This window comes from Nocardia sp. FBN12, assembly GCF_054031145.1.
The window spans coordinates 4569884-4589048 of sequence record NZ_CM132926.1; the positions used below are offsets into that span (position 1 = coordinate 4569884).

General features: G+C 67.8%; 16 protein-coding genes. 9 read left to right on the forward strand and 7 right to left on the reverse strand.

Annotated elements, in window-relative coordinates:
- Window positions 1-78: 78 nt before the first annotated feature.
- The 4 genes from ACWZHB_RS21675 (at window position 79) to ACWZHB_RS21690 (ending at window position 3484) form a co-directional block, all read left to right on the forward strand.
- Window positions 79-867, forward strand: a complete 789-nt coding sequence (locus ACWZHB_RS21675; RefSeq protein WP_427903670.1) for an alpha/beta fold hydrolase — start codon at window positions 79-81, stop codon at window positions 865-867.
- 4 nt (window positions 868-871) lie between these two features.
- Window positions 872-1162, forward strand: coding sequence for an MGMT family protein (locus ACWZHB_RS21680; RefSeq protein WP_427903671.1), 291 nt, complete (start codon window positions 872-874; stop codon window positions 1160-1162).
- Between the two features lie 144 nt (window positions 1163-1306).
- A complete protein-coding gene (locus ACWZHB_RS21685) occupies window positions 1307-3049 on the forward strand; it encodes an NTP transferase domain-containing protein (RefSeq protein WP_427903672.1) in 1743 nt (580 codons plus the stop codon).
- Window positions 3050-3325: 276 nt separating this feature from the next.
- On the forward strand, window positions 3326-3484 hold the full coding sequence (locus ACWZHB_RS21690; RefSeq protein WP_266292381.1) for a hypothetical protein: 159 nt from the start codon (window positions 3326-3328) through the stop codon (window positions 3482-3484).
- A gap of 50 nt (window positions 3485-3534) precedes the next feature.
- On the opposite strand, the gene ACWZHB_RS21695 is transcribed toward ACWZHB_RS21690, so the two are convergent.
- The 4 genes from ACWZHB_RS21695 to ACWZHB_RS21710 are packed head-to-tail and all read right to left on the reverse strand — an operon-like array spanning window position 3535 to window position 8739.
- Entirely contained in the window at window positions 3535-5361 is a 1827-nt protein-coding gene (locus ACWZHB_RS21695; protein ID WP_427903673.1) for a dipeptide ABC transporter ATP-binding protein, read from the reverse strand.
- Window positions 5358-6209, reverse strand: a complete 852-nt coding sequence (locus tag ACWZHB_RS21700; protein ID WP_427903674.1) for an ABC transporter permease — start codon at window positions 6207-6209, stop codon at window positions 5358-5360. The genes ACWZHB_RS21695 and ACWZHB_RS21700 overlap by 4 nt, the downstream gene beginning before the upstream one ends.
- The gene (locus ACWZHB_RS21705) at window positions 6206-7165 is read right to left on the reverse strand and encodes an ABC transporter permease (RefSeq protein ID WP_427903675.1); all 960 of its coding nucleotides are present in this window, start codon (window positions 7163-7165) and stop codon (window positions 6206-6208) included. The genes ACWZHB_RS21700 and ACWZHB_RS21705 overlap by 4 nt, the downstream gene beginning before the upstream one ends.
- Window positions 7162-8739: an ABC transporter substrate-binding protein gene (locus tag ACWZHB_RS21710; RefSeq protein ID WP_427903676.1), complete on the reverse strand. Its 1578-nt coding sequence runs from the start codon at window positions 8737-8739 to the stop codon at window positions 7162-7164. Before ACWZHB_RS21710 ends, ACWZHB_RS21705 begins: the two co-directional genes overlap by 4 nt.
- A gap of 174 nt (window positions 8740-8913) precedes the next feature.
- On the opposite strand from ACWZHB_RS21710, the gene ACWZHB_RS21715 reads away from it, so the two are divergent.
- The 4 genes from ACWZHB_RS21715 (at window position 8914) to mtnC (ending at window position 14464) form a co-directional block, all read left to right on the forward strand.
- A complete protein-coding gene (locus ACWZHB_RS21715; RefSeq protein WP_427903677.1) occupies window positions 8914-11367 on the forward strand; it encodes an arylsulfatase in 2454 nt (817 codons plus the stop codon).
- A 93-nt stretch (window positions 11368-11460) separates the two neighbouring features.
- Complete coding sequence (mtnA, locus tag ACWZHB_RS21720; RefSeq protein ID WP_427903678.1) at window positions 11461-13206, forward strand: S-methyl-5-thioribose-1-phosphate isomerase; 1746 nt, start codon at window positions 11461-11463, stop codon at window positions 13204-13206.
- Window positions 13203-13772, forward strand: a complete 570-nt coding sequence (locus ACWZHB_RS21725) for a 1,2-dihydroxy-3-keto-5-methylthiopentene dioxygenase (RefSeq protein ID WP_427903679.1) — start codon at window positions 13203-13205, stop codon at window positions 13770-13772. The genes mtnA and ACWZHB_RS21725 overlap by 4 nt, the downstream gene beginning before the upstream one ends.
- Window positions 13769-14464, forward strand: coding sequence for an acireductone synthase (mtnC, locus tag ACWZHB_RS21730; protein ID WP_427903680.1), 696 nt, complete (start codon window positions 13769-13771; stop codon window positions 14462-14464). Before ACWZHB_RS21725 ends, mtnC begins: the two co-directional genes overlap by 4 nt.
- 85 nt (window positions 14465-14549) lie before the next feature.
- On the opposite strand, the gene ACWZHB_RS21735 is transcribed toward mtnC, so the two are convergent.
- Window positions 14550-16094 (reverse strand): alanine/glycine:cation symporter family protein, encoded by a 1545-nt coding sequence (locus tag ACWZHB_RS21735; RefSeq protein WP_427903681.1) that lies wholly within the window; start codon window positions 16092-16094, stop codon window positions 14550-14552.
- A 114-nt stretch (window positions 16095-16208) separates the two neighbouring features.
- Window positions 16209-17114, reverse strand: a complete 906-nt coding sequence (locus ACWZHB_RS21740) for a hypothetical protein (RefSeq protein ID WP_427903682.1) — start codon at window positions 17112-17114, stop codon at window positions 16209-16211.
- 218 nt (window positions 17115-17332) lie between these two features.
- Here ACWZHB_RS21740 and ACWZHB_RS21745 point away from each other — a divergent pair, with 218 nt between their 5' ends.
- The gene (locus ACWZHB_RS21745) at window positions 17333-18166 is read left to right on the forward strand and encodes an alpha/beta fold hydrolase (protein ID WP_427903683.1); all 834 of its coding nucleotides are present in this window, start codon (window positions 17333-17335) and stop codon (window positions 18164-18166) included.
- On the opposite strand, the gene ACWZHB_RS21750 is transcribed toward ACWZHB_RS21745, so the two are convergent.
- Complete coding sequence (locus tag ACWZHB_RS21750) at window positions 18163-18954, reverse strand: helix-turn-helix transcriptional regulator (RefSeq protein ID WP_427903684.1); 792 nt, start codon at window positions 18952-18954, stop codon at window positions 18163-18165. The genes ACWZHB_RS21745 and ACWZHB_RS21750 overlap by 4 nt on opposite strands.
- Window positions 18955-19165: the final 211 nt, after the last annotated feature.

Here is a 19165-nt window from a genome sequence, read left to right on the forward strand (position 1 = left end):
ATTGCAACAGACCAGTCCGACACACCGGCGCACCCCTACCGGCAGGACACGCTGCGAGACAGCGCCCGACCGGCCAGAATGGCAGTCGTGTCGTCGCTTCATGTGCACCGTTTCGGCCCCGCCGACGGTCCCCTCGTCCTCGCCCTGCACGGTCTCACCGGCCACGGCAACCGGTGGGAAACCCTCGCCACCGAGCACCTGCCCCAGGCCCGGATCATCGCCCCCGACCTGCGCGGACACGGCCGTTCCACCTCGCTGCCGCCGTGGGATTTCGAAACGATCGTCGACGACCTCGCCGAGCTGCTGCGCGCCGAGACCGGCGGTGGAGCCGTCGTGGTCGGCCATTCCTTCGGCGGCGCCATCGGCATCCATCTGGCCCGGCGACACCCCGCCCTCGTGCGCGCGCTGGTCCTGCTCGATCCCGCCATCGGCATCGACGCGAAGCTGATCGAACAGGTCGCCCTCGCCAACCTCGCCTCCCCCGATTACACCGACGTCTCCGAAGCGCGCTCCGACAAGCAGGTCAGTGCGTGGGGACCCGACGAGGTGGATCCCGAGGTGCTGGAACGGGAGCTGGCCGAACACCTCGTGCCCACCGAGGGCGGCCGGGTCGGCTGGCGCGTCTTCCAGCCCGCGATCACCTCGTACTGGGGTCAGCTGGCGCGCGAGTTCGTGCTGCCGCCCGCCGACCTGCCGACCGTGCTGGTGCGGGCCGCGAAGGTGCAGCCGCCGTATGTCACCGCGGAGTTCCTGGCCGCCCTCGCCGCCCACCTCGACAACTTCACCGCCGAGGTCTGGGACTGCGATCACATGGTCGCCCAGGCCCGCCCCGCCGAGACGGCCGCGCTGATCGCCGAGGTCCTGTAGCCCGATGGCAGTCACGACGGAGGAACAGGTGGAGAAGGTCCGCGAACTCGTCGCCGCGATCCCGCCGGGCCGCGTCTGCACCTACGGCGATATCGCCGCCGCGGCCGGGCTGTCCTCGCCCCGCACGGTCGGCTGGATCATGCGCACCGACTCCGCCGACCTCCCGTGGCACCGCGTTATCGGCGCGTCCGGCCGCCCGGCCTCGCACCTGGCCGCTCGTCAACTGCGGCTCCTGGGCGAGGAAGGTGTCGCGATCGTGGACGGCCGAGTCGACCTGCGGTCGGCAAGACTCTGACCCCCGCGCCGGACACCGTCGCCGCATCGGGAGCCGGCAACGCTCGGGACGCGGCGGTCGGCGGGCCCACGCTGACGCTCCAGCATCCGCGGACAGGCCTACTAGCATGGCATTCGTGCCGATTACCCGATCCAGGATCAGCCGATGACCGCCGCCGACGCCATCGTGCTCGCGGGCGGGCGAGCCAGCCGGATGGGCGGGGTGGACAAACCGGCGATCATGATCGGCGGGCGGTCGATGCTCGACGCCGCGCTGGATTCGGTGCGCGAATGCGGTGAGGTGGCCGTGGTCGGACCGCATCGTCCAGAACTCGACTCGCGGTTCCGGCAGGTTCGTGAGGTGCCGCCCGGTTCCGGGCCCGTCGCGGCGGTCGGTACCGGCCTCACCGCGCTCGACTCCACGGCCGCCTTCGTCGTCGTGCTCGCGGCCGATCTGCCCTTCGTTACCGGCGACACGGTGGGTCGATTGCTCTCCCGCGCAACCGAATCCACCGCCGACGCCGTCTTCGCGATCGACGATTCGGGCCGGCCGCAATATCTCGTCGGAGTGTGGCGGCGCAGTGCGCTGACCGCGGCGCTGGCCGGACTCGACTCACTGGTGAACCAGCCGATGAAGGCCATCGTGCCCGCCGAGACCATCCTGATCGAGCTACCGGATATCGCCGACTGCGATACCGAGGACGAGGTCCGCCGCGCGCGCGAATCCTTGGCCACCGACCGTGCGTCGACCCGCCTCGACCTCACCGAAGCACGGGAACGCATCAGCACCGGCCTGACGCTCCTGGTCGCCTACGAGGCCGCGCTGAGCGAAGTCCCCGGTGCCGCACTGGCCGCACCGATCACCGCCGCGGGCCCGCTCCCCCGCTTCGACGTGTCCGCCATGGACGGTTACGCCGTCCGTGGCGACGGCCCATGGCGATTGCGCCGCGACGTCGGGTTCGCCGGTGGCGCAAGGCCGGAGGGACTGCGCCACGGCGAAGCGGTGCGCATCGCCACCGGCGCCCACGTCCCGGACGGCACCACGTCGGTCCTGCGCGACGAGTTCACCGCCATCACCGCCGACGAACTGACCCGCCGCCACGGCACTCCGATCCGTGACGATGTCCGCAAGAGCGGTGAGGACAGGAAGGCCGGTGATCTCGTCGCCCCCGCCGGTACCCGGGTCACCGCCGCCTTGCGCTCGGCCGCAGCCTCCGTCGAGGTCACCACCGGTTCGGTCCGCGGACCGGTTCGCGCTCGAATTGTCATGACCGGCGATGAGATTCGCAGCGCGGGCCCCCTGCAGACCGGCCAGACCCGCGATTCGATCGGTCCCGTCCTGCCAGACCTGCTCGCGGGCTGCGGCGTTCGCGTCATCGACCGCGTCCACCTGCGTGACACCGCCCACGGCTTCGACGACATGCTCACCGACACCAGCGATTTCGACCTGCTGGTCGTAGTCGGTGCCACCGGCGGCGGTGCGGCGGACCAACTGCGCACCGCCATCGCCCGAGCCGAGGCGCGCATCCTCGTCCCCCGACTCGCCCTGCGCCCAGGCGGTTCCACCGTTGTCGCCGAACTCGCCACCGGCCCAACCGTTCTCGGCCTTCCCGGCAACCCCTTCGCCGCCATCGCCGTGCTGCTCGCTCTCACCCCCGCCATCGTCGCCGCCCGCACCGGCGCCGAACTCCCCCGAAAAATCCTCGGCCCACTCCACAACGCCGCCGCGATCACCGCCCCCGTCCACCGCATCACCCCCGCCCGCTACGCCCCCACCGGCGGCTGGCTCGGCGACCCCACTGTCCGCACCGCCCACCTGGCCGGCCTGATAGACCGCGACGGCCTGGTAATCGTCCCCCCGAACGCTCCCGACGGATCAACCGTCGAATTCCTCCCGCTCCCGTCCTGAAAACGCTGTCCAGCATTCCCGCATCTGCACTAATGGCGACTTCCCGATTTCGCGGGTCGATTGGTCCGATGCCTGCGTCCGATACGGAAAAGTTCGCTTGACACGCCGAATTCACACAGGTCAGGAACCTATTTTCGGCGCAGGTCTATCGTCGAGCCGTAATGGTGCTTATTGTGAGATGGTCAGGCGTGGGACGCCCCGCACGCGAGGTGGATTGCGTCGGACAGTGCGTTTGAAAGGCTTTATCCTTTATCCCTCGGAAAGGACCGTGTGGAGATGGCTGACAAGTCTCGAAAAGCACCGAAGAAAATGCCCAAGCAGATGCCGCGCCAGCAGCAGGAGCAGCGGCAGGAGCAGGGGCAGGACTCGCAAGGGATGCCGCGAGCAGGTCAGGACGATCGGCGTGATCAGCAGCGCCGCCCCGGCCATCACTGATATACGTGTGTCGACGAGCCGCCGGTATCGCTACCGGCGGCTCGTCCACGTCAGGCCCCGATACTCGCTGGCGCGCCTGCCGCGGATTCGTCCCGCCCGCGCCGCGCCGTCGACGGATCGGGAACGGGAACCGCGTCGAGCAGGCGGCGGGTGTACTCCTGAGCCGGTGCGGCGAATACCGCGCGCACCTCGCCGGTTTCGACGATCCGGCCCTGCCGCAGCACCACTACCCGGTCGGCGACCTGGTGCACCACGGCCAGATCGTGACTGATGAACAAGCTGGCGAAACCGTATTCGGCGCGCAGGTCGGCGAACAGGTCGAGCACCTGCGCCTGCACCGACACATCGAGCGCGCTGGTGGGCTCATCAGCTACCAACAGTCGCGGTGCCAAGGCCAGCGCGCGCGCCAACGCCACCCGCTGACGCTGCCCACCGGACAACTCCCCCGGCCTGCGCTGCGCGTAATCCCTTGGCAGCCGCACCGATTCGAGCAGGTTCTCGACCTTGGTCCGCAACAGCGCGCCCGACGCTGCCCGATGTACCTGCAACGGTTCGGCGATGGCGGCGGCGATACTGCGTCGGGGATCGAGCGAGGCACTCGCGTCCTGATGCACCAGCGCGACGTGCTTGCGCAGCCCACGCAGCTCACGCCGTGACAACCCCGCCAGCGAAACACCCTGCAGCTCGACTCGTCCCGAAGTTGCCGGTACGAGTCCGAGCGCGGTGCGCCCGAGAGTGCTCTTACCCGACCCGGATTCACCGACGAGACCGAGCACTTCCCGCGGTCCGAGGGTCAGCGAAATATCCTGCAGTGCGGGGAACGACGCGGCGCCGTGCCGTCCTGGATACACCACCGACAGATCGTCGATCCGCAGCACCTCGCGGTACTCGGATTCACCTCGCCCGCCACCCTTTTCGGCGACAACGGCAGGCTCCCGCGCGACCACCCGCCGCAGTATCCGGCGCACATTCCCTTCCGGGGGTGCCACCGCGACATCGTCCTCCGGCTCGACCACGAGTGGTGTCTGCTCGTCGGCGTCATCGGGCGGGCCGACCACGCCGGCGTCGGTGATCTGAGGCCGCACCGCGGGTAACCGTGGCACCGCGGCCAGCAGCGTCCGGGTGTATTCCTCGCCCGGATCGGCGAACAACCCGAACACCGTCTGCTCCTCGACCACCCGCCCCGCGCGCAGCACCACGACCCGGTCGGCGATCTCCGCGACCACGCCGAGGTTGTGGGTGATGAACAGGATCGCGGTGCCGCGCCGACGTTGCAGGGAGCGCAGCAGGTCGAGGATCTCGGCCTGCACAGTGACATCGAGAGCGGTGGTCGGCTCGTCGGCGATCAGCAATTCGGGCTCACCGGACAGCGCGAGTGCGATGACCACGCGCTGCTTCTGCCCGCCGGAGAGCTGATGCGGGAACCAGTCGATCCGCTTCGCCGGTTCCGGAATATCCACGGCGGCAAGCAGTTCGACTGCTCGGGCCCGCGCGGCGGCTTTGTCGGTGACACCGTGCGCACGCAGTGCCTGCGCGAGCTGGGTGCCGATCTTCTGCACCGGGTTCAGCGCGGTCTGCGGTTCCTGAAAGACCATGGCGGCCTTGGTTCCGCGCAGCTCCCGCAACGCCGATTCGGCGGCACCGACGACCTGCGCGCCCGCGAGCCGGACCGATCCGCCCGCCCGCGCGGTGCCCGGCAACAGCCCGAGCACCGATCGCGCGGTGAGCGATTTCCCCGAACCGGATTCACCGACCAGCGCGACCACCTCGCCCCGGCGCACCCGCAGACTCACCCGGTCGACGACCGTCTTGTCCCCGAATCCCACTGTCAGCTCATCGATCTCGAGCACCGGATCGAGCTCGGATGGTGCGCTCATGCCAATCTCCTTGCCCGGCCCAATGCTTGGGCGATCAGCAGAAATCCCAGGGTCAACGCGGCCACCACGACCAACGGCCCGATCGCTATCCACGGATTCGCGTCGAGGTTGGCGATCGAGGCGGCGATCAGACCACCCAGCGACGGCTGCGGTGGGAGCACGCCGATGCCGATGAAGCTCATCGCGCCTTCGATGAACACCGCCACCGACAGCGACAGCGCGAACTGCACACCCAGCGGCTCGATCACATTGGGCAGCACATGTTTTCGCAGCGTCCACCAGGTGTCGGCCCCGATCACCTCTGACGCTTCGACGAACGGCTGTTCGCGCACGGCCAGCACCGCCGTGCGGATCTGACGTCCGAAGATCGGGATCTCGGCGGCGATGATCACGATGACCACCGCGTGCCAGCCCGGCCCGGTGATCGCGGCGAGCGTGATCCCGAGGATCAGGGTGGGGAAGGCCAGAATCAGGTCGAACACCCGCTGGACGGTCACGTCCGCGACCGGGTGGGCGGTGGCAGCGAGTCCGATCAGCGCCCCGATCACCGCGCCGGCCGGCACCGCGAGCAGCGCGATCAGCAGGTCGATCCGGATTCCCGCCAGCACGCGGGCGGCCACGTCGCGATTGAGGTGGTCGGTGCCGAGCCAGTGTTGCGCGCTCGGCCCGAGCAGGTTGGCGCCGGGGATCTGGGTGAGTGGATCGTAGGAGCTGAGCACTCCGGCGAACACGCCGGCGAGCGCGACCACAACGACCAGCAGTACCCCAGCCAGGCCCTGCCCATGACGCAGCGCGCGCAAGGGACCGTCGGTGGGCGGTGCGACATCGGCTGTCTTCTCGATCGTCATGCCCGTCCGCCGATCCGGATACGCGGGTCGAGCCACGCGTGGGCGATATCGGTGATCAGCTGGATCACCACGAACACCGCCACCGACAACAGCAACAGCACCTGCACGAGCGGGTAGTCACGACGACTGATCCCCTGCTCGATGAGCTGTCCGATCCCCGGCCACACGAAGGCGGCCTCCACCAGCACCGCACCGCCGAGCAACTGCCCGGTCTGGATACCGAGCACGGTGAGCATGGTCGGCAGCGCGTTGCGCAGCGCGCCGCGGGTGACGATCTCGCGATGTCCGACGCCGAGCGAACGTGCCGTCAGCACATACTGTTTCGCGAGTTCGGTGCGTAGCGCCTCGGTGAGGAAGCGGGTCAGCGCCGCCGACACCGGCAGGGCGAGGCAGATCGCGGGCAACAGCAGATACTGCACCGCGATATCGGGTCGCGCGGTGAATCCGTCCGGCGGCACCCCACCGGCGGGCAGCACCGGAACGACGACGGCGAACACGAGCACGAGCAGCGGGCCGACGACGAAGGTGGGCAGCGCGACCGCGATCGTATTAGCCGCGGCTACCACGGTATTCAACCAGCGGCTCGGCCACAGCACCGAGGCCACCGACACGACCAGGCTCACCAGCACGGCCAGCAGCAGGGCGGTCACCGTGAGCACCAGGGTGTTGGTGAGCCCACGGCCGACCAGGTCGGTGATCTCCCCGCCGATGATGTAGGAGCGGCCGAGGTCGAGGGTGAACAGGTCGCCGAGCCACCGCAGGTACTGCACGGGGATGGATCGGTCGAGGCCGAGCTGGTGGCGGATCACCTCGATGGTCTGCGGTGTCGCGTCGTTGCCCGCCAGGATGGTGGCCGGGTCGCCGGGGACCAGCCGCAGCAGCAGGAAGATCAGCACCGAGGCGGCGAAGAGCACCAGCAGTGCCGACGGGAGGCGGTGCAGCAGATAGCGCGTCATGACAGGAAGGTGTCGGTGAGGACGGGCTCGCGGCGCTTGGTCCAGGCGAAACCGTGCACCTTGTTCACAGTGGAGTACTGCTGGAAACGGACGCCGATCTCGATCAGGAACAGTCCATCGAGCAGCTGGTCGGTGACGGCCTGATAGGCGCGCACCGCGTCGGGCCCGGTGCCCTGCGGCAGCTGCCAGGCTGTGTCGGCAGCGGCGGTGTAGACCGGCGATTCGTAGCGGGAGGCATTGCGGCGGGCGTTGAACGGGTAGGCGCTCACGGTGAGCGTCGACGGGACGAACTGCGCCCACGAATGGTCGGTGACCCACAGGCCACGGAACTGCTGGCCGGTGAGTTGCTTGACGAAGGTAGCGGCGTCGACCGGGTCGAGTTCGACCTCGATACCCGCGTCGGCGAGATTGGCCTGCACGATCTGGGCGACCTCGCCATAACCGGGGGCGAAGGTCAGCGGCAGCTTCGGTGGTTTGGCCACCTGGCCGAGTAGCTGCTTCGCCTTGTCGATGTCGCGGGTGTATTTCGTATTGCGGGTCTCGTCGAAGGCGGGCGAGTTCTTCGGCCACGGCACGTTCAGCGGATATCCCGCGCCCCGGAACACCTCGTCGATGATGCGATCACGGTCGAGGGCGTAGGCGATGGCCTGGCGGACCCGGACATCGGCCAGCGCGGGTTCGGTCACATTGACGCCCACATAGGCTTGTAGCTCGGCGCCATCGAGATTGTGCACCGTGAATCCGCCGCTCCTGCCGAGGTTTTCGGCATCGCGGTAGCCGAGTTCGCGCGCCGCGGCGATCTGACCGGACTTCAAGGCGTTGAGCAGCGCGTTCGGGTCGGGGATGATCGAGATCTCGACCCGGTCGAGATAGGGGCGCTCCGGCACCCAATAGTTCGGGTTCTTCTGGAAGATCAACTGCGCATTCGGGATGCGCTCGACATATTCGAACGGACCGGTGCCGATGTAGGTGTCGCCGGTGCCGAGTTTGTCCGCGGTTTCGCTGTCCAGAATGGGGACGGTGTCGAGCAGGTCGAAGATGTTGCTCAGCGGGTGGGCGAGCCGCAGCACGATTCGCGTGGGCGAGACGATGTCGAAGCCGGTGATGGCCGCCGCCGAACTACGCAGTTGCGCGGACCATTTGACGTCGGCATAGGTGCGTAGCGAGAACTCCACATCTTTGGCGGTGAAAGGACGGCCGGAATGGAATTTCACGTCGTCGCGCAGGTCCAGGCTCAGCGATCGGCCGTCGGCGGCCAGCTGCCACGATTTCGCCAGTAATGGTTGCGGTTCCAGACTGTCGTTCGGGTAGCGGATCAGCGATTCGTAGACCAGCCCGATCACAATCGGAACCGCCGCGGTATTGGTGAGCAGGTTCGCCGGGACCAGGTCCTCCCGGATGCCGACCTTCAGGGTGCCGCCGCGCACCGGTGTCGCGTCGTCGCCGCTCGCCTTCTGTTCCGAGACCGCCGAGGTGCAGGCCGCCAGTGCGGCACCACCGAAGATGGCCGCGGCGGCGATGCCGCTGGTGCGCAGGAAGTTTCGGCGGCCGAAGCCACTTGGCGTTGAACTCATCGTGAAGATCCTCGAAGACGCATCGACCCGCGCGGCGGGCCGAGGAGGGTGCGCAGCGCACCACGGGGGAAGGGCCGGCAGTGACGCTAACAAGTTGCGCCGCACCGGTCACCGATTCGACGCACCGTGTACTTAACCCTGGTGACCAGCGGGTATGTCGCCTTTACTGCAGGAATGCCTGTTCCACCCCATGCCCGCGGTTACGAATCCTTTCCCGGCTCGGCCGGTCGCACGTCGGCGCAATCCACGCCCGCTTGGACCTATCCGCCCGCCGCGCCCGCCGGCGCGCCGAACATCGTCGTCGTGCTCGTCGACGACATGGGCTACAGCGATATCGGTCCGTTCGGATCGGAGATCGAGACGCCGACGCTGGATCGTCTCGCGGCACAGGGTGTTCGACTGTCGAACTACCACACCACGCCGCTGTGCTCGCCCTCGCGGGCGGCGCTGCTGACCGGAATCAATTCCCACCGTGCGGGTTTCGGATTCGTCGCCAATGCCGATCCCGGCTATCCCGGCCTTCGTCTCGAACTGGCCGACGATGTGCTCACGCTCCCGGAGATATTGCGGAGCAATGGATACGCCACCTACGCGGTGGGCAAATGGCATCTGGTGCGCGATGCCACGATGAACCCGTCAGCCCCTCGCGATTCGTGGCCGACCCAGCGTGGATTCGACCGCTACTACGGGTCTTTGGAGGGCTTGAACTCCTTCTACTACCCCAACCAGCTGGTGTCGGACAGTTCGGTGGTCGACGTGGAGGAGTACCCGCGGGGCTACTACCTCACCGACGATCTCACCGACAAGGCGCTGTCCTACATCAAGGATCTGCGCGCCCATGACGCGGAGAAACCGTTCTTCCTGTACTTCGCGCACGTGGCGATGCACGGGCCACTGCAGGCCAAGGCCGAGGACCAGGCCAAGTATCGCGGCCGCTACGCGCAGGGCTGGGATGAGCTGCGCAGGCGTCGCTTCGCCGAGCAGCTGGCTCAGGGCTTGTTCCCGCCGGGGACCGAGCAGAAGCCGCGCAATACCGAGCCGGGTTATGAAGCGGCGGAATGGGATTCGCTGTCTGCCGAGGAGCAGCGGCGGTATGCCAAGTACATGGAGGTGTATGCGGGCATGGTCGACAGCATCGACCAGAGCCTGGGGCGCATCGTGGACCTGCTCGAAGACCTCGGCGAACTCGACAACACCATCATCGTGTTCACCTCCGACAACGGCGGAACAGCCGAGGGCGGACCGGAGGGCACCCGCTCCTATTTCGCCGAGTTCGCCCACGTCGACGACCCCGACTGGGTAGGCGATGTCGCCCATGACGAGGATCTGATCGGCACCGCGAAGCTGGGCGTGCACTACCCGCGTGGGTGGGGTCAGGCGTCCAACACGCCGTTCCGGTTCTACAAGGGGCAGACCTTCGCGGGCGGCGTGCGGGTGCCTTTGGTGGTGTCGTGGCCGAAGGGGCTGCCACGCGCGGATACCGATTCCGGCATCCGCCACGAGTACGCCTACGTCACCGACCTGGCGCCTACCCTGCTCGAACTGGCGGGCCTCGACCGTCCGTCTGTGCGTAGTGGGTTGCCCGCCAAGGACTTCGACGGCATCTCGGCGGCCGAACTCCTACGCGATCCGGCGGCACCGACCCGGCACACCGAGCAGTATTCGGAGATGACCGGCCATCGCGGCTTCTACCGCGACGGCTGGAAGCTGCTGTCGTTGCACGACTCCGACGCCGACATCGATGCGCCGAACTGGCAGCTGTTCGATGTGCGCGCCGATCCGACAGAGCTGCACGACCTTTCGGCGACCTTCCCCGAGAAGGCCGTCGAGCTCGCGGCTGCCTGGGACGAATCAGCTTGGTCCAATACGGTCTTCCCACTGCTCACGCGAGCCGATCTGTTCCGCCGTCGCCCGGAGGAAGCCCGTTTCGCCGCGCCGGTCCGACTCCTGCCTGGCACCCCCACCCTCGAGCGCTATCGCTCCCAACGCCTCATCGCCTATCGCGATTTCACCATCACCGCCGACCTGGCCGCCGTCAACCCGTCCGGCGCGCCGGGGCGAGCAGTGCTGCCGCTCGCGGGGACTCCGTCCGCCGCCGCGGTGCCGAGTGCCGATGAAGCACGTGTCGACGTGGTCGGACGCGACGCAGGGAGGCCGGTCGCCCCGCCGGAGATCGGCTATCGACTCGGCGACGAGGGGGTGTTGGTCGCCCACGGTGATCCGCTCGGCGGATACCTGCTCTACGTCGAGAACGGCGAGGTGGTGCTCGGTGTGAACAGTTACGGCCGCTACGCGTCGGTGGGTGTGGCACTGCCGATCGGGACGCGCGAGATCACCGTGCGCGCAACGATCCGGCCGCAGCTGCGCTGGGACTTCACCATCGAGGTCGACGGCACGCCGCTCGCCGAGTTGACCGATCAGGTGCAGCTCGTCGGCATGGCGCCGTGGACCGGGATCTCCGTGGGCGTCGACGCGCGCGGGCCGGTCTCGTGGGAGCTGCGCGAGCGCCGGGGACCGTTCCGCTACACCGGCGCGTTACGGGCGATCACATATACGCCGGGACCGGTCCAGGTGCCGCAGCGCACGATCGACGCCGTGGAACGCGAGGCCGAGTACGCCGCGGAGTGAGGGGCGCGTGGTCAGCGCAGGCCCCGGAGAACGGCTCTCGACCAGGTCGGATACCGTTTACCAGCCAGAATCACCACGCAGTGAGGACACCCGATGGACGACAGTTCCCTGATCTGGGACGACGGTGCGCTCGTCACCATCGACCAGCGCGGACTGCCGCACGAGGTCCGTGAACTGCGCCTACGCACCGTCGACGAGATCATCGACGCGATCACCACCCTCGCCATCCGCGGCGCCCCGGCGATCGGCATCGCCGGTGCTTTCGGCGTGGTGATCGCGACCCTGGCGCACACTCGCCACGACTCGGCAGGCGCGCGGACCGTCGATGTGGGCGCGGTGCGGGCGGAGGCCGATCGGATCGCCGCGGCGCGACCGACGGCGGTGAACCTGGCATGGGCGGTCGACAGGGTGCGGGGACGGATCGCCGAGGGCGCCGACGCGGTGCTGGCCGAGACCCTCGACATGCTGGCCGAGGACGGGCGAGTCAACCTCGCGGCCGCCACCCATGCCGCTGACCTGGTCCAACGTCTGTGCGGCGAGGGGCCGCTGCGCCTGCTCACCCACTGCAACACCGGCCGCCTCGCCACCAGTGCGGTGGGCACCGCGATCGGCGCGTTGCGAGTGCTGCACGAGCGTGGCGCCGTCGAGGACGTGATCGTCGACGAGACCCGCCCATTGCTCCAGGGCGCCCGGCTCACGGCCTGGGAACTGGCCGAGGCGGGCATCCCGCACCGGCTGACCATCGACTCCGCGGCGGCCTGGGCCATGGCGACCGGGCAGGTCGACGCCGTGCTCGTCGGTGCGGACCGGATCACCGCCAACGGCGACGTCGCCAACAAGATCGGCACCTTCGCCCTGGCCCTGGCCGCCCGCCACCACCGCATCCCGTTCATCGTGGTCGCCCCGGAATCCACCCGCGACACCGCGATGGCGACCGGCGCACAGATCGTGGTCGAGCAGCGGGCTCCCGCCGAGGTCACCGGGTTCGGCGGGCACGCGACAGCGCCGGCGGACACCGCGGTGTTCAACCCGGCATTCGACGTGACACCCACCGACCTGGTCACCGCCGTCGTGACGGAAAACGGTGCGGTCTACCGCAATTCGGACACGTTCGACGGGCGAGGCCGGGGGATTCACCACGCCGCGGCCACGCCGCTCGCCGAGCACGGTCGGGCAATCGCCGCTGTCGCCCGTCAGCTGTACGGCCGGGGCTGGATGCCTGGGACCGCGGGCAATATCTCGGTGCGGATCGCGTCGAGCTCGTCCGAGTCCGGGCGGAGCGAGGCGACAGCGGGCGAGGACACGCTCATCACCGCGAGCGGGCTGTCCAAGGGTGAACTGAGCGAACACGATACGGTCCTCGTCGCGATCGCCGACACCATCCCACACCCCGGCCAGAGCCGAAAGCCGTCCGCCGAGACCAGCATTCACACTGCCGTCTATCGCACTCGTCCCGCCGGTGCGGTCGTGCACGTGCACTCGCCTTTCGCCACCGCACTGGCCACCACCGCCGCACGACCCGGCGACGCGGTGACCCCCTTGCGGATCAGCGGTTTCGAACTGCTCAAGGGATTCGGTCTGACCGACCCGTCGACGGTCGTGATCCCGGTGTTCCCGAACTGGCCCGAGGTGGCGCGGATCGGCGCCGACATCGAAACCTATCTCCGCGAAAACCCCACCGCCCCACCGATCCTGTTCATCACCGGGCACGGGATCACCACCTGGGGTGACACTCTTGCCCAGGCGCGTGATCGCGCCGAATGCCTGGAAGCCCTGTGCGAGTTGATCGCCCGCACCGGACGTACCGACGCCACACCCCTCGAGATCGGACCGACATGACCCTGCTGCAAGTGATGGCCGCCGACAACGCCGCCGACGTCCGGGTGCGCACCACCGACCCCACCGAGATCGGCACCGAGCTGGCACAGCACGGAATCGCCTACTCGCACTGGGAAATCCGCCCCGATGCCGCGGCCACCGACTCCGACACCCTGCTGGCGCACTACGGCCCGCAGATCGCCGAGCTCAATGCCTCGGGCCGCTATCAGCACATCGACGTCGCCCGGATCCACCCCGACGCCGACAACCCGGAGTGGCCTGCCATCGCCGCCGGTGCGCGCGCGAAGTTCCTCGACGAGCACCGCCACGCCGAGGACGAGGTGCGCTTCTTCGCCGCCGGCCGCGGCTGCTTCTACCTGCATGTGGGCGACACCGTGCTCGCGACGGTCTGTGAAGCGGGCGACCTGCTCTCGGTCCCGGCGGGCACCCTGCACTGGTTCGACATGGGCACCACCCCCGACTTCATCGCCCTTCGCTTCTTCGAGGAGGCCGACGGCTGGGTCGGCGACTTCACCGGCGACAAGATCAGCGCGGGCTTCCCCACCCTCGACGAACTACTCGCATGACCCGCGCGATCGTCCTCGACATCGAGGGCACCACCAGCCCCACCGACGCGGTCCGCACCGACCTCTACAGCTACACCGCCGCCCACCTACCCGCCTGGCTGACCGAGAACCCCGACGGCACAGCCGATTCGGTGATCTCCGCGACCCGCGAACTCGCCGGCGAACCCACCGCGGGCACGGACCGCATCGCCGAAATCCTGCGCGGCTGGCTGAAATCCGATGTCAAAGCCGAACCACTCAAGACGGCCCAGGGCGCGATCTGCGCCAAGGGGTTCCGCACCGGCGCCCTGCACGGCCGCTTCTTCGACGACGTGGCACCCACGCTGAAAGCGTGGCACGCCAACGGCTTCCAGCTGTTCGTCTATTCCTCCGGTTCCGAACGCAACCAACGCGATTGGTTCACCTTCGCCGACGCGGGTGATCTGTCCGGCCTGATCACCGACCACTTCGACCTGATGACCGCAGGCCCCAAACGCGAGCCCACCTCCTACGCGTCCATCGCCGACCGCATCGGCGTCCCCGCACCGGAAATCCTGTTCCTGTCCGACCACCCGGACGAACTCGACGCCGCCGTCACCGCGGGCTGGCAGACCATCGGCATCCACCGCCCCGGCGAACCCAACCCCCCACGCCCGCCCCACCTCTGGGTGAGTTCCTTCGCCGACATCGAGGTCGGCCGGCACCACCGATGACCCCTCCTGCGCGAACTCGGCGTCACCGTCGTCGAGCGCTAGGACTCGCCGAGGTCCGGGATGACCGGACCTCGGCGAGGGCGTGTCACGACCCGACCGAGACCTTGTCGCGGTCCGGCTCGGGCTCGTAGGTCTCCCAGAAGGTGGCGTTGCGGATGTCGAGTTCCTTCGGGTCGAAGACCGGGTCCTTGCCCGCCTTCTGCTGGCGCTCGAAATCGCGCAGCGCGATGAACGCGGGCCGCTGGATGACGATGATTCCGATGATGTTGAGCCAGGCCATGAGGCCGACGCCGATATCGCCGAGTGCCCACGCGTCGCTGGCGGTCGACACCGCGCCCGCCGCGACCGACACCAGGATCAGCGCCTGCAGGACCAGCGTGGTGTTGCTGCCGATGGTGCCGCGAAGCAACGGAACCGGTGTAGCGGCCTTCTTGCCGAGCAGGAACCGGACGTTGGTGTCCGCCATGTAGTAGTAGGCGATGATCGTGGTCAGGCAGAAGAAGGCCAGCGAGATCGCGACGAAGGTCGAGCCGAAGCCGCCCCAGAGGGTGTCGACCGCGGTCTGCGCGTAGGCCGGTCCCACCGCGATGTCGGAGGGCAGTGCGCCACCGTCGGCCAGGACAGCGCCGGCGGCCGACTCGCCTTCGAAGACCCGGTAGGCACCGGTCGACAGGATCAGCAGACCGGTCGCGGTGCAGACGAACAGGGTGTCGATGTACACGGCGAACGCCTGGACGAGGCCCTGCTTCGCGGGGTGGGACACCTCAGCGGCGGCAGCCGAGTGCGGGCCGGTGCCCTGCCCCGCCTCGTTGGAGTACACGCCACGCTTGACGCCCCACATGACCGCGGACCCGACGATCGCGCCGAACGCCGAGTCGATGCCGAGCGCACTGCGGAAGATCAGCGAGAAGATCTCGGGAATCTGGCCTGCGTTCGCGAAGACGATGATCATGGCGATCAAGATGTAGGCCACGGCCATGAACGGCACGACCACCGAGGCGAACGCGGCGATCCGTTTGACGCCGCCGATGATCACGAAGGCGAGCACGATCACCGTGCCGACCGCGATGGCCCATTCCGAGATGCCCCATGCCTGGTGCATCGCCGCGGCCATCGAGTTGGACTGCACGCTTGGCATCAGCAGACCGCAGGCGAGCACAGTGACCGCCGCGAAGATCACGCCGTACACCTTGAACAACGGCGCGGCCTTGGTGTGCGCCATCGCGGTGCTGAAGTAGTACGCGGGCCCGCCGCGATATTCACCGGTGATCCGGTCGCGGGTCTTGTAGATCTGGCCGAGGGTGCATTCGACGAAGGAGGTCGACGCGCCGAGGAACGCGACCATCCACATCCAGAACAGCGCGCCCGGCCCACCGAACGCGATCGCCGTCGCGACACCGGCGATATTGCCGGTACCGATACGTCCGGACAGCGACATCGCCAGTGCCTGGAACGAGGAGACGCCCGACGCGGATTTCTCGCCGTTCACCAGCAACCGGATCATCTCCGGGATCTGCCGGATCTGGACGAATCTGGTCCTGATCGAGAAATACACGCCCGCGGCCAAGCACAGGTAGATCAGCGAGTCACTCCAGATATACCCGTTGATCGTGGTCAAGAACTCGGACACTTGATTTTGCTCCCTAACGATGTCGAGGTCGGGAGCCATGATCGCATGTCCGGTAACCGCCGAGTAACTGAACCCGTTACATTCTTGTGAGCAAAAGTAACAATATCGGCCGATTCACCTTCCCACGGCCCGCAGCTCCGTTGAGCCTCCCGCCTGCCCCGCACTCTCGCGAAACACCCGCCGCGCGTGCACCGCGACCGGACCGGTCGACCACGGCGCCAAGGTGGTCGTGAACATCAGCTCGCACCACGACAGCGCCGGTATCTCGCCCGCGCACAACGTGGCGATCAGCGAGAGCTCGGTGTCGTGCCCCAGCCACGACGCCACCAACCACGAGGCGTCGAATCGGCCGAGGAATTCTTCCGCGTCCGCCGGCGGTCCGTGCGGTGTGTCGACGGTCAGGTGGACGACCGCGGCGACGGCGTGGCGCATCGTGGCGTCCATGCCGACGGCGTCGTGCAGCAGCAGACTTTCCAGTGCCGAGCGCAGTTCCATCGAGGGATCGAGTGCCAGTTCGTGCATGACGAGCCTTTCCTGTGGTTCGGACTGCTGGTCGAGGCCGCCGGTGATCGCGCGCAGCGCCGGTATCGGCGGTGGCGCTTCCGGATCGACGAGTTCGGTCAACGGGCCCGATGTCCAGTCGAGCCTGCCGAAGGCCTGGCACCAGTCCAGGGCCGGATTGTCGTCGGTGACAACCAGTTCCAGCGCCAGTCCGGCCATCGAGGCGGTGCAGGCCAGGGTGATGGCGTCGAGTCCCGGTTCGCTGACCGACAGGTGCAAGGTCACTTTCTCGACTCCGGTGTCCTCGCGCGCTCGGCCCGCGAGCCAGATCGCGCGGCCCGCCGCTCCCATCGCGGCGGTGCGCTGGTCACCGCGCGGATGGTCGGCGTCGGCGTCGATGAACGGGCCGTACCAGATCGCCCTGCCCTCCGCGTCGCAGACCGCGAATGTCGCCGAGACGCCGTCGCCCGCGGCCGCCAGACTTATGTGTGCGTCGAGCCCTTGCTCCGTCACCCTCATCAAAATCCCCATTTTCCGATTCGAGCCGAATATCGCCTGCGCCCTCTATCCAATCGGCCATGAACAGACATGTCCACAGGGCGCGCACAAAAATGTCGCCCCGGTGAGGGACATACACTCGTCAGTGAATTCACAGGACGGGCGCTACACCGAACAGGCGACACCGCATTCGGTCCGCAACCGGGCGAAATCGACTGATTCGCTTGTATGTTCCGAACATGCCCTTCGTGCACTCCGATTCTGTGAACATTCATTTCCGCACCGACGCCGTCCACGGTCCGACGCTGTTGCTCGCCCACGGATTCCTCATGGACGAATCCATGTTCGACCCGCTCCGGAAAGTCCTGGCACACACCGATATCAATGTCGTCGCCTGGGACGCGCGCGGTCACGGCCGCACCGGCTACGGCGACAACCCACGCTTCGACTACTGGGATCTGGCCACCGACGGCCTGCGGGTGCTCGACGCACTCGGCATCGAGCACGCCGTTGTCGGCGGCGTGAGCCAGGGCGGTTACGCGGCATTGCGCATGGCGTTGCTCGCTCCCGACCGCGTCACCGGGCTGGCATTGCTCGATACCGAAGCCGATGCGTGCACCAGGGCCGACGAGACCTATTACGAGAACTTCTTCGACGAATGGTGTGGCACCGGCGCATTGCGGCCACTGGCGCAAGATCTCGCCCCGCGCTTGATCGGCGGCAACGATCCGCGAATCTGGCAGACCTGGATCACCCGCTGGCTCGCCGCCGATCGCACCGCGATCCGTCCCGCGGCCGACTGCCTGATCGGGCGCGAGTCGGTGCACGGGCGGCTCGGCGAGATCACCGTGCCCGCCCTCGTCCTGCGCGGCGAAAACGACCTCAGCAGCACCGCGGACAAGTGCGCGCGGTTGGCGGCCGGGCTGCCCGGCGCGAGCGGTGTGCGCACGGTGGCGGGTGCGGGCCACGGCTGTGCGCTGACCCATCCCGAGCCGGTTGCCGCGGCGCTGTCGAGTCTGGTCACGGCCTGCACCAAGTACGCCGTCGAGCCGGTGGCAGCCGCGGGCATCTAGTCGTCGGGACCACGAACGCCCAGGTAGTACTGGATGCGGCCGGGGTAGGCGACGGAGTCGAGCCGGAACAGCTGCACGTCGACGGTGTAGTACTCGCCGGTGTGCAGATCGCACAGGCGCATGGCGGCGTGATCGCGACCGTAAACGGTGTCGCCGTCGTCCCAGATGCGGCGGAAGTCGCGGTATTGCGCCAATTCGTCGAGCAGTTCGGTGGCCCACTCACCGCCGCCCTGCTGACCGATCAGCCCGCGCAGCCAGTGCACGGTGAGCGTGGATTCCTTCTCCCACTCCACCATTACTTTGCGCGAGATCGGGTTGCCGAAGAACCAGCGCAGAATATTGACGTCTTCGACCAGACCGGGGAACGCGCGATCATAGGATTCGTTGCCCGCGAGCACGTTCCAGCGCGTGTCGACATAGGCCGCCAGGTCCGGTTCCTGTAGTGCCAGGGTCCGGCGCATCTCGGCGCTGATCTCGGCGCGCAGATCCTCGACCGTCGGATTGTCCACCGGCGCGAGCCCGGCCAGATCGAACAGATGTCTGCGTTCGATATCGGTCACCGGCGCGATCCGATCGAGGTAGCGCACGAGCGCCTCGATCACCGCACGCGTCGGCCGGTCGCGGTCCCCGCTCTCCAAATGCGTGATGTAACTCGAGCTGACTCCCGCCGCGAACGCGAGCTTTTCCCGGGAAATCCGCCGATCGTCGCGAAGCCGCCGCAGCAACCCGCCGAGCGTCGGCGGTTTCGGCGGCCCATCAGGTCCGTCGAACGATGACTTCGGTATCACCCCAACCCTCCCTGTCTGCACCGCCCCATACTGGATGACCGCTCAACCTCGAACCAACCGCCGACCGGAAAAGATGCCGTTTCTTTATATTGGCGCTGTGCCATTTGGGTAGTTACCCTCGGGCAACTGTGCGTTCGGTCACGAAATGCGGTGTCCTGAACCGAATTAAAAGGATTCGAATTCGCGCCGTTCAAGAGTGCTATAGGATTCC

Excerpts from the sequence above, each read along its gene's own strand:
- ACWZHB_RS21675 (WP_427903670.1), top strand. The coding sequence starts at position 79 with ATGGCAGTCGTGTCGTCGCTTCATGTGCACCGTTTCGGCCCCGCCGAC.
- ACWZHB_RS21680 (WP_427903671.1), top strand. The coding sequence starts at position 872 with ATGGCAGTCACGACGGAGGAACAGGTGGAGAAGGTCCGCGAACTCGTC.
- ACWZHB_RS21685 (WP_427903672.1), top strand. The coding sequence starts at position 1,307 with ATGACCGCCGCCGACGCCATCGTGCTCGCGGGCGGGCGAGCCAGCCGG.
- ACWZHB_RS21690 (WP_266292381.1), top strand. The coding sequence starts at position 3,326 with ATGGCTGACAAGTCTCGAAAAGCACCGAAGAAAATGCCCAAGCAGATG.
- ACWZHB_RS21695 (WP_427903673.1), bottom strand. The coding sequence starts at position 5,361 with ATGAGCGCACCATCCGAGCTCGATCCGGTGCTCGAGATCGATGAGCTG.
- ACWZHB_RS21700 (WP_427903674.1), bottom strand. The coding sequence starts at position 6,209 with ATGACGATCGAGAAGACAGCCGATGTCGCACCGCCCACCGACGGTCCC.
- ACWZHB_RS21705 (WP_427903675.1), bottom strand. The coding sequence starts at position 7,165 with ATGACGCGCTATCTGCTGCACCGCCTCCCGTCGGCACTGCTGGTGCTC.
- ACWZHB_RS21710 (WP_427903676.1), bottom strand. The coding sequence starts at position 8,739 with ATGAGTTCAACGCCAAGTGGCTTCGGCCGCCGAAACTTCCTGCGCACC.
- ACWZHB_RS21715 (WP_427903677.1), top strand. The coding sequence starts at position 8,914 with ATGCCTGTTCCACCCCATGCCCGCGGTTACGAATCCTTTCCCGGCTCG.
- mtnA (WP_427903678.1), top strand. The coding sequence starts at position 11,461 with ATGGACGACAGTTCCCTGATCTGGGACGACGGTGCGCTCGTCACCATC.
- ACWZHB_RS21725 (WP_427903679.1), top strand. The coding sequence starts at position 13,203 with ATGACCCTGCTGCAAGTGATGGCCGCCGACAACGCCGCCGACGTCCGG.
- mtnC (WP_427903680.1), top strand. The coding sequence starts at position 13,769 with ATGACCCGCGCGATCGTCCTCGACATCGAGGGCACCACCAGCCCCACC.
- ACWZHB_RS21740 (WP_427903682.1), bottom strand. The coding sequence starts at position 17,114 with ATGAGGGTGACGGAGCAAGGGCTCGACGCACACATAAGTCTGGCGGCC.
- ACWZHB_RS21745 (WP_427903683.1), top strand. The coding sequence starts at position 17,333 with ATGCCCTTCGTGCACTCCGATTCTGTGAACATTCATTTCCGCACCGAC.